This is a genomic window from Bacillus sp. 522_BSPC (assembly GCF_001076885.1).
In the GTDB taxonomy this organism is placed as follows: Bacteria; Bacillota; Bacilli; order Bacillales; family Cytobacillaceae; genus Niallia; species Niallia hominis.
In genome coordinates, this window is record NZ_JVDT01000151.1 from 40,197 (window position 1) to 46,394 (window position 6,198).

General features: G+C 34.8%; 7 protein-coding genes and 1 other annotated feature. All 7 genes read left to right on the forward strand.

Translation table 11 applies throughout. The features are described 5' to 3' along the window. The first annotated feature begins 180 nt into the window (after positions 1-180). The 7 genes from ADJ83_RS12390 (at position 181) to ADJ83_RS12420 (ending at position 6,008) form a co-directional block, all read left to right on the forward strand. The gene (locus tag ADJ83_RS12390) at positions 181-651 is read left to right on the forward strand and encodes a hypothetical protein (protein WP_031537861.1); all 471 of its coding nucleotides are present in this window, start codon (positions 181-183) and stop codon (positions 649-651) included. 126 nt (positions 652-777) lie between these two features. Further along, positions 778-1,032, forward strand: a binding site (T-box leader). 72 nt (positions 1,033-1,104) lie between these two features. Beyond that, a complete protein-coding gene (locus ADJ83_RS12395; RefSeq protein ID WP_109769022.1) occupies positions 1,105-2,781 on the forward strand; it encodes a glutamine--tRNA ligase/YqeY domain fusion protein in 1,677 nt (558 codons plus the stop codon). A gap of 224 nt (positions 2,782-3,005) precedes the next feature. Then, positions 3,006-3,521 carry a GNAT family N-acetyltransferase gene (locus tag ADJ83_RS12400; RefSeq protein ID WP_031537863.1) on the forward strand — a complete coding sequence of 172 codons (516 nt, stop codon included), beginning with the start codon at positions 3,006-3,008 and terminating at the stop codon, positions 3,519-3,521. 238 nt (positions 3,522-3,759) lie between these two features. Beyond that, positions 3,760-4,236 carry a DUF2975 domain-containing protein gene (locus tag ADJ83_RS12405; protein ID WP_031537864.1) on the forward strand — a complete coding sequence of 159 codons (477 nt, stop codon included), beginning with the start codon at positions 3,760-3,762 and terminating at the stop codon, positions 4,234-4,236. 10 nt (positions 4,237-4,246) lie between these two features. Next, the gene (locus ADJ83_RS12410) at positions 4,247-4,465 is read left to right on the forward strand and encodes a helix-turn-helix domain-containing protein (protein WP_031537865.1); all 219 of its coding nucleotides are present in this window, start codon (positions 4,247-4,249) and stop codon (positions 4,463-4,465) included. A gap of 86 nt (positions 4,466-4,551) precedes the next feature. Beyond that, positions 4,552-5,307 (forward strand): isoprenyl transferase, encoded by a 756-nt coding sequence (locus tag ADJ83_RS12415; protein ID WP_031537866.1) that lies wholly within the window; start codon positions 4,552-4,554, stop codon positions 5,305-5,307. A gap of 104 nt (positions 5,308-5,411) precedes the next feature. Next, the gene (locus ADJ83_RS12420; protein WP_031537867.1) at positions 5,412-6,008 is read left to right on the forward strand and encodes a class I SAM-dependent methyltransferase; all 597 of its coding nucleotides are present in this window, start codon (positions 5,412-5,414) and stop codon (positions 6,006-6,008) included. The last annotated feature ends 190 nt before the right edge of the window (positions 6,009-6,198 follow it).

The window sequence follows — 6,198 nt, forward strand, 5'->3', positions numbered from 1 at the left end:
ATTTCGGATATTTTTTTGATAGCCGTAGTAACGAAAGTATCGATATTAAAGAATTTCTTTAAACATATTTGTAGATGGAACGACCGATACATAGACAGTTTGGGAATATCAAAACCATGTGGCTTTTTCAATTGTTCCAAATAGGCAAATATAAATTTGTTCAATAGGAGGCAACTGTTTTTGAAAAAGTTTCGAGGGAAAAAGCGTTATTTTCGCAACTTGTGGAGAGACTTAAACGTAGAGCAATACGATTTAGACTTTAGCCAAGATGCTTGGTTTGATGCTTGGCATACCCATCTTGATTTTTACGGGTATGGGAATCATAGCGGGAAAATAAGAAGAGAGCATATAAAAGCACATATCTTTTTGTATAACAGTTTATTAGAAAAGCTCAGCACATTCGATAAACCTTATCAATCATGGATAGGGTTAGTGGAAGAAGAGGCAGGTTTAGATGCAGTCTATATCCACTCACCCAATCCTAATGATGACAATTTTCCTATTAAGATAGAAAATTTAAATTGGGAATGCACTATCCCACATGATTTCAAGGATTTAATCAACCGAAAAGATTTTAATGTGGGTCATTATAAGTGGGAATCGGATAATTATTATATTATCCAATCAAAAGATATGGGGATTAAATTGTAGTCTTATATAAGACTAAGAGCATTTTTGTGATATGGATTTTTGTTTATTTTTTAATTTAATGAATATATTACCTTTACAAACAGAAATTACCTTGTTATCATAGGAATAATTTAAATCCAAAAAATAGCAAAAGCGATGAAGAGAAGAGTAAATAACCTAATTCTTTAAAGAGAGCTCCAGCTGCTGAAAAGGAGTAAGAATTACTTATTGAACCAAGACTCTGAGCATTCACATTGGAACTTATGTTGAAGGGATAGTGTGACAGGTGCTCCTGTTATAGAGCTAGGGTATAAGTAGGTAACTACCGTACCGGAAGAGTTTAATATGGCGACATATTAAAAAACTGGGGTGGCACCACGGATATTAAATCTCGTCCTCAAGACTAATTGTCTTGGGGGTGGGATTTTTTTTATTGGATAAAATAATTTTTTCAAAATAGATGGAGGGATGAAAATGAAGGGAGAAATAAAATTAGATAATAATTTGGAAAAAATGGTGGCAGAGGATATACAAAATAGTGCATTGAATCGAACGATTTGCACAAGATTTCCCCCTGAGCCAAATGGTTACCTGCATATCGGCAGTGCATATGCCATCCATATGAACTATGCGATTGCGCAAAAGTTCAACGGGAATTTTAATCTGCGCTTTGATGATACCAATCCTTTAAAAGAAGATATGGAATATGTGGATTCGATTATAGAGGATATTAATTGGCTAGGATATTCTCCAGAAGAACGGATTTTTTACGGGTCTGACTATTCTAATAAAATATTTCATGCAGCATTGAGTTTGATCAAGAAAGGAAAAGCATATGTTTGTGATTTGTCTCCTGAGCAAATAAAGGAATACCGCGGAACACTTACAGAGCATGGTAAAAATAGTCCTTATCGAAACAGGACAATAGAGGAAAATATCGATTTATTTTTGAGAATGAAAAATGGAGGATTTCCAACAGGATCGCATGTATTACGAGCCAAAATTGATATGGCCTCCCCAAATATCAATTTAAGAGATCCCATTCTTTACCGGATTATTCATGCTAGTCATTATAGAACCGGGAATGATTGGTGTATTTACCCAATGTATGATTTTGCTCATCCATTTCAAGATGCAATCGAAGGTGTTACCCATTCCTTATGCTCCATTGAATTCAAAGACCACAGACCTTTATATGAGTGGGTATTGACTGAGCTAGAAATAAAGGAAGCGCCAAAACAACGTGAATTTGGAAGAGTGAATATAACTGGTGTTGTAACAAGTAAACGATATTTAAGGGAATTAGTGTTAGGGAAGCTGGTAGATGGGTGGGATGACCCTAGATTACCAACAATCCGTGGACTTAGGAGAAGAGGCTTTACCCCAGAAAGTATTCGCACCTTCGTTGATGAACTTGGATTTGTAAGAAATCAAAGTACAGCTGACATAGCAATGTTGGAAAGTACGCTTCGGAGAGAATTAAAATCAAAAGTAAATACAGTGATGGCAGTATTAAATCCATTAAAGGTGACGATCACCAATTATCCTGAGGACAAGACAGAGCTTTTATCAATGGAAAATAATCCGGAAAATCCTGCATTAGGAAATAGAGAGGTTGTTTTTTCAAAAGAGATTTATATCGAAAAAGAAGACTTTATGGAAGTCCCAATAAAAGGGTTTAAACGATTAGCTTTACATGCAGAGGTCCGATTAAAAGGGGCGTATTTCATCAAGTGTAATGAAGTGATTAAAGATGAAGTTACAGGTGAAATTATCGAGCTCAGATGTACTTATGATCCAAAGACCAAAAGTGGAACAGGATTTTCTGAGCGGAAAGTAAAAGGAACGATTCATTGGGTTTCCGCTATAAATAGTGAATTAGTGGAAGTGAATCTCTTCGAAAAATTATTTGAAGACGAAATGATTGTGAAAGATGCGGGAAAAACTTGGGAGGAAAAAATGAATCCCAATTCTAAAGTTACACTAAACCATTGCCGAATTGAATCTTGGATGAAGGACGCAAAAATCGAAGATAGGTTCCAATTTTTGCGACACGGTTATTTTTGTGTAGATAAATATGCAACAGAAGAAAAATTAATTTTCAATAGAATTGTGTCATTGAAGGATTCTTGGAAAGGGAAAAAAGGATAAAGTTGAAATCGAGTGTAAAATTTTTGCACTCGATTTTTTTACAAATAGATATTTTAACATCTATAAGCAAAGGGGATTGAAAGTTGGATGAATTGCTGTAAAATTATCAGAGAATAGGTAATTTATGTTAATGTGGATTAAAGCATGAAAGAACTAGGGAAGATGGATGGAAAAGTTAGAAATTTAGATGAAAGATAAAAATAGATAGAGAGAAGGCGATATTAATGGAATTAGTGAGACCATCTGAGCAGTATTGGGAACAATTAATGGAATATAGAACAGCATTTTTACATATAGAAGAACACCTTTATGGCGGCAGCTCCTTGCAAAATTATACCGACTTTCAGGAATGGCTTAATAAAGTTATTAGCCAGGAAAATGGTGATAACCTACCTCCAAATCGAGTTCCTGCCACTCAATTTTTAAGCATTAGCAATGGGAAATTAATTGGACTTATTAATATTCGCCATCGATTAACCCCAGAATTGTTGATGGAAAGTGGACATATTGGCTATAGCATTCATCCAGATGAGCGCAGGAAAGGATATGCGACAGAGCAGCTGCGACTGAGTTTATTAGAAGCTAGAAAACTGGGCCTAAATAAAGTCTTAGTAACATGTGATAAAGAAAATATCGCCTCTGCTAAAACGATTCAAAAAGTGGGTGGAGTGTTAGAAAATGAGGTGATTTCCGCAGAAGGGAAGGAGATTGTTCAGCGTTATTGGATTGAAATTGGTTAACATTTTATGTAATAGAAAAATTAAGGTAGCAAACTATTCTGCAGTCCACTTCACAATGAATTGGACTGCCTTTTTTACAGAATCTTTTTTAGCAGAAAAATGAATATGTATAAGTTTAAAATAATCATCCAACCTGTTTATCAATAAAAAAAGTATAAATTTAAATAAAAATTTATTGTAAAACGATAAATTATATGGTAAATTTCAATAAGATAATAAATAGGAGAGGTGCTTTTTTATGAAAAGAGGAACAACACTTTTTTTAAAGATAGCTGTCGTTCTTATTGGAACCCCAGTTCTTGTTTTAGGATTATGGGGAATGTATGACTTGGCTAAGAATCCAGTAAATCCAGATTATGCCCATATTCTATATCCGATTGTAATTGGAATATATCTATCTACAATCCCGTTTTATATGGCTCTTTATCAGACTTTTAGACTTTTGGGTTATATTGATAGGAATGAAGCTTTCTCGGTAATGTCTGTAAAGGCATTAAGCCATATAAAGAAAGATGCAATTATCATTTGCAGCTTATATGTACTAATGATGCCTTTCATTTTTCTCTTGGCTCAGTCAGATGATGCTCCAGGTCTTATCTTATTTGGAATGATTCCGATTTTTGCTTCCATCGTAATTGCGGTCTTTGCAGCTGTTCTTCAAAGACTTTTACAACAAGCGATTGATATAAAATCAGAAAATGATTTAACAGTCTGAGGTGAATGAAATGGCAATTGTAATTAATATTGATGTGATGTTAGCGAAAAGGAAAATGAGCGTGACCGAACTTTCAGAGAAGGTTGGAATCACGATGGCAAATCTATCTATTTTGAAAAATGGAAAAGCCAAAGCCATTCGACTTTCCACATTAGAGGGAATATGCAGGGCTTTAGAATGTCAACCTGGAGAAATCTTAGAATATCGTAGGGATAAAGATAGTGAATAAGCAGGACATCAAAGGATTCCCAGAAAGCATCATGACATATTGGAGGAATAGAAATATAAAAAAACTTTTCGAAAGGAGGGAAATCAATGAAACTACCTTTTTTCAATAACAAACAAGCAGAAGGATTCGTCCATTATCCGAATGATACTATACCGGAACATATTGCCATCATTATGGATGGAAACGGACGCTGGGCAAAGAAGCGAGCCATGCCGAGAATGGCTGGTCATAAAGAAGGCGTGTCTACTGTCGTAAAAATTGTTAAGACAGCAGTTAAATGCAAGGTGAAGGTTCTCACACTTTATACGTTTTCTACAGAAAACTGGAAACGTCCAAAGACCGAGATTGAGTTCATATTGAGGCTTCCTAAGGAGTTTCTATCTATTTATCTACCAGATCTGATTGCTAATAATGTGCGCATAGAAATAGTTGGGGATATGGAAAAGCTTCCAGCTCATACACGTGAAGCCATTGAGGATGCAATGGTACGTACCCGGTATAATGACGGCCTTTTGCTTAATTTTGCACTAAACTATGGAAGCCGACACGAGATTTTACATGCGATGAAAGAGATGTTTTCGGATATAAACAATGGAAAATTTTCACTAGAAGAATTGGATGAACAGAAGTTTTCAGACTACCTATATACATCAGGTACGAAAGAACCGGACCTCCTTATTCGAACAGGAGGGGAAAAACGTCTAAGTAATTTCCTGCTATGGCAGCTTGCTTACACGGAGTTCTGGTTTACTGATATACTGTGGCCAGATTTCTCTGAGAAGGACTTTCTACAAGCGGTAGAAGAATATAGAAATCGAAAAAGACGTTATGGTGGGCTATAAGAGTTTGGTAATATATGTTGAATCAACGCATACCAACGCTAAATTGTACTTTAACGGTTGATTATTGCTAGAATATTCAATGTTTAAAGTTGGAGGGCCGAAAGATGGAAACGAATGTATTTGAACAGCTTGCAAAAAGATATGATACAGAAGATAGAATAGAATTGGCGAAAGTTATCGCGAAGGAAGTAAGGACAGAATTAGAAAACAGTAAATCCCAATCTTTAATCGACTATGGGAGTGGTACTGGTCTCGTTAGTTTAGAATTAACCGACGTGGTGGATTCGATTTTGCTAGTCGATTCATCGGAACAAATGCTGGAGATTGCGAAAGCGAAAATAGTGCAAAAAGGTATTAGGAACGCAAACGTACTTTATTCCGATTTTACGAAAAATACTACGGAATTAAAAGCAGATATTATTCTCATGTCTTTGGTCCTTCTTCATATTCCAGATACGAAAGGAATATTACAGGAATTGTTTTCTATCTTAAACACTGACGGTAAGCTAATTATTGTTGATTTTGATAAAAATGATAATATTAGTCATCCAAAAGTTCATAACGGTTTTTCCCATGAAGAATTAAAAAAAATATTATCCGAAGTAGGTTTTAAGTTGTCCAAAATGAAAACATTTTATCATGGTAATCGCATATTTATGAATCAGGATGCGTCAATGTTTATATCCAGCAGTATAAAATGATTTATTTTATTTTTAGTGCTTTTTATGATAGTAATTCATCAATATGTCCCTATGGTAATTATATTTCTATAAATTTAAGATAGTTTGTGACTTTGGAAAAAGGTATCGTGTCATTATTTAAGAAACCTTTCCATTGTAGAATAAGGCGTATGAGTAAAATGTTTGTGGGAGAATAAATATCCTTTTTGTC

Coding starts and splice junctions, on each gene's coding strand:
- ADJ83_RS12400 (WP_031537863.1), top strand. CDS start 3,006: ATGGAATTAGTGAGACCATCTGAGCAGTATTGGGAACAATTAATGGAA.
- ADJ83_RS12420 (WP_031537867.1), top strand. CDS start 5,412: ATGGAAACGAATGTATTTGAACAGCTTGCAAAAAGATATGATACAGAA.
- ADJ83_RS12405 (WP_031537864.1), top strand. CDS start 3,760: ATGAAAAGAGGAACAACACTTTTTTTAAAGATAGCTGTCGTTCTTATT.
- ADJ83_RS12415 (WP_031537866.1), top strand. CDS start 4,552: ATGAAACTACCTTTTTTCAATAACAAACAAGCAGAAGGATTCGTCCAT.
- ADJ83_RS12395 (WP_109769022.1), top strand. CDS start 1,105: ATGAAGGGAGAAATAAAATTAGATAATAATTTGGAAAAAATGGTGGCA.
- ADJ83_RS12410 (WP_031537865.1), top strand. CDS start 4,247: ATGGCAATTGTAATTAATATTGATGTGATGTTAGCGAAAAGGAAAATG.